Origin of the sequence: Microcystis sp. LE19-41.2A (genome assembly GCF_027530405.1) — a bacterium.
Taxonomy (GTDB): Bacteria; Cyanobacteriota; Cyanobacteriia; order Cyanobacteriales; family Microcystaceae; genus Microcystis; species Microcystis aeruginosa.
This window is the reverse complement of sequence record NZ_JAPZQJ010000292.1, coordinates 1-2762: the sequence shown is the minus strand read 5'-3', so window position 1 is coordinate 2762 and position 2762 is coordinate 1. Positions and strand designations below refer to the sequence as shown.

Here is a 2762-nt window from a genome sequence, read left to right as displayed (position 1 = left end):
TGTTATCGAGTTAATCGAGAAGATTATTATCTACAAATTTCCGCAGAAAAGTCGCCAGGAGTTAGAAGCCATGTTTAATCTCACGGAATGGAAACAAACCAAGTTTTATCAAGAAGCTAAGGAAGAGGGGAAACTTGAAGGGAAACTTGAAGGGAAGCTTGAAGGGAAATTAGAAACAATTCCCCTTCTGGTTAGGTGGGGACTTAATGAAGAACAAATTGCACGGGAATTAAATCTAAGAGTTGAGATTGTTCGTCAATTTATTACTAATCAGAACAATTAAAACTTTTGAGAGATTGCTTCGGGGGGTGAAGAAGCGGGGAGCAGGGGAGAGGGGGGGCTCTTCTCGACTTTGTGTGATAATTTTTGCTTATGTAATCGTGAAATGCTTATCGGGCAACACTTTTAGGACTATTTTGTCGAAGAAACTATCAGTATAGACCTCGTTTCCACACAGAAACCAGAAGAGCCGAGGGGGAGCAAGGGAGTACGGGTTTTTGCTTTTGCTCTTCTGCTGTCTCCCTTTTCCGGCTCACGAGTGCTAGAAGATTTAGGTTCAGGGAGATGAACCCGTCTATCTCGCAGTCTGTCCAAAATCTGTTAAAATTATAAGATGCTAAAAAGTCTGCGCTATAATACTCAGCTAGGATGATATAAAAGTAATTATGGAGAAGCGATGAACACTATCCAACTGACACCGGAAATAGAAGATTTGATTGCTCAACAAATTAAAACAGGAAAATATCAAGATGATTTAGCCGTTATTCAAGAGGGATTGCGTTTATTGGCAGAAAGAGACAGAATTTACCGAGAAAGATTTGAAGAATTGAAACGGGAAGTTATGATTGGCGTTGAGGAATTAAGACGACAGGAAGGAATTAATGGCGAAGAGGTTTTTTCAGAATTAGAAGAAGATTTACAACAAATAGAGGCTAAAGTTTTCCCAATGAGTCAGAAATAATGTCAAAGATTATTTGGTTCTTCGGTTTGTGCTATGCAATGGACGGAGTTATAAGGGATGAAACCCTTATAGAGAAGGACATTGATGCGATTTTTGTCAATTGTTTTCGAGCTAGAACAAACTAATCAATAGAACTCTTGCCAGATAAGGATTTAGTCGATTTATGCCCCCCTATCGAACCATACCAAGTAACGAAGAGCCGATTATTTTCTCACCCTCAGCTAGATTGGATTTAAAGCAAGTTAATAGTTACTTGGCTGGGAAAAATCCGCAAGCTGCTAGAATTTTAAAAGAAAAAATCCAACAGGCTTGTAAAAAATTAGCTAAATTCCCCAATCTGGGACGTAGGCGCGATGAGTTAATCCCTAGCTTACGAAGTTTTCCTGTAGAAGATTATCTAATCTTTTATTTTCCTCTTGAAAACGGAATTGAAATCGCAAGAGTCGTGAATGGATATAGAGATTTAGATGCTATGTTTGATGTTGATTAAGAAAGCGATCGCATCCATCTAAGGGTATCATTCTTCCCTGCTCCCCAATAGCATCTGGTGTTTTTTTTTCTTCGGGAAATTTAAACAGAAAAACTGTAATAACATTGAACAGAGATAAAAAACTATAACAAAGATAGATAAAAACTCAGAATAAAACTTTTGAATCTGAGACAAAATTAGGTATAAAGAGAGCAGATCAAAATGATTGGAGGACTTACCCCATGAAAACTAAAAAACTGACACCCCGCAATGCTGCTCCTGTCCAACAGGAAAATACCGCTACCGTCTCTCGTGATGGTAATGCGATTGCGATCACTTCGCTGCACAATTAGTTCAATACTCCTTAGACAAATGACTCAAATTACTATTGATTTACCCGTCAGTTTAGTTGAATCAGCCCAATGTTTAGGAAAGGCTACAGAACGAGAGTTATCAGAGGTTTTAATTGATACCTTAGAAATCATTTTGCCTACCTTTAATAATCTCTCAGCTGTGGGCAATCATCTTGAAGTTTCCCATCTTTTAGATTCCGAAATTATTGAATTAGCTAATTCAAAAATGGATGCTGTTCAAAATCAACGCTTGGGAGAGTTACAAGCTAAGGGAAAAAATACGGGCTTAACCGAAGCCGAAGGCTATGAATTATTAGTTTTAATCTCAATTTACCAAATGGGACAATTAAGAAAGTCAATAGCCTTAGCTGAAGCCGTTAAACGAGGTTTGAGAGAGCCTTTAATACCATGAGTTTTCTCATAGAAACCTTACGCCAAAAAGTTAAACAACGGGCAGGAAATCGCTGTGAATATTGCCTAATTCACCAAGATTATATTATGAGGAGATTACAAATTGATCATATCCAACCTTTAGCTAAAGGTGGTGCTAATACAGAAGATAATTTATGTTTAGCTTGTGAATTATGTAATCAATATAAATGGATTCAAACTGAGGCTATTGATCCCAAATATGAGGTGTTGGTTTCCTTATTTAATCCTCGCCTTCAAAAATGGCAAGAACATTGTACTTGGACTCAAGAGGGAACGGAAATTATGGGAGTAACGGCTTGTGGTCGAGCAACAATTGTAGCTTTAAGATTAAATAGTAATCTGGCTGTTATTGTGCGTAAAAATTGGGTTAAAGCTGGTTGGCATCCACCTGATTTGCAGACGGAATCTGGTTCTTCGGTTTTTGTTATGCAATGGACGGGGGTTATAAGGGATGGAACCCTTATATAGAAAGGCATTTGGCGATTTTTGTCAATTATTTTTGATCTAGAGCGAACTAATCAATTAAGTCTCTTGCCAGATAAGGATT

The 2762-nt window shown here is 37.8% G+C and carries 5 protein-coding genes and 2 pseudogenes; all 7 read left to right on the top strand.

The genetic code is table 11. The features are described 5' to 3' along the window. A partial coding sequence (locus O9290_RS12575; protein WP_288087115.1) for a DUF2887 domain-containing protein occupies positions 1-283 on the top strand: 283 nt, incomplete at its 5' end. A gap of 69 nt (positions 284-352) precedes the next feature. Next, positions 353-568: pseudogene (locus tag O9290_RS28200) on the top strand (hypothetical protein). Between the two features lie 108 nt (positions 569-676). Then, on the top strand, positions 677-961 hold the full coding sequence (locus O9290_RS12570; RefSeq protein WP_288058876.1) for a ribbon-helix-helix domain-containing protein: 285 nt from the start codon (positions 677-679) through the stop codon (positions 959-961). Between the two features lie 163 nt (positions 962-1124). Beyond that, on the top strand, positions 1125-1451 hold the full coding sequence (locus O9290_RS12565) for a type II toxin-antitoxin system RelE/ParE family toxin (protein ID WP_288058874.1): 327 nt from the start codon (positions 1125-1127) through the stop codon (positions 1449-1451). Between the two features lie 221 nt (positions 1452-1672). Continuing rightward, complete coding sequence (locus O9290_RS12560; RefSeq protein ID WP_071822769.1) at positions 1673-1783, top strand: anacyclamide/piricyclamide family prenylated cyclic peptide; 111 nt, start codon at positions 1673-1675, stop codon at positions 1781-1783. A 19-nt stretch (positions 1784-1802) separates the two neighbouring features. Then, positions 1803-2195: a hypothetical protein gene (locus O9290_RS12555; protein WP_002758025.1), complete on the top strand. Its 393-nt coding sequence runs from the start codon at positions 1803-1805 to the stop codon at positions 2193-2195. Beyond that, positions 2192-2371, top strand: a pseudogene (locus O9290_RS12550) (HNH endonuclease); the annotation flags it as partial. The gene O9290_RS12555 and the pseudogene O9290_RS12550, both read left to right, overlap by 4 nt. Positions 2372-2762: the final 391 nt, after the last annotated feature.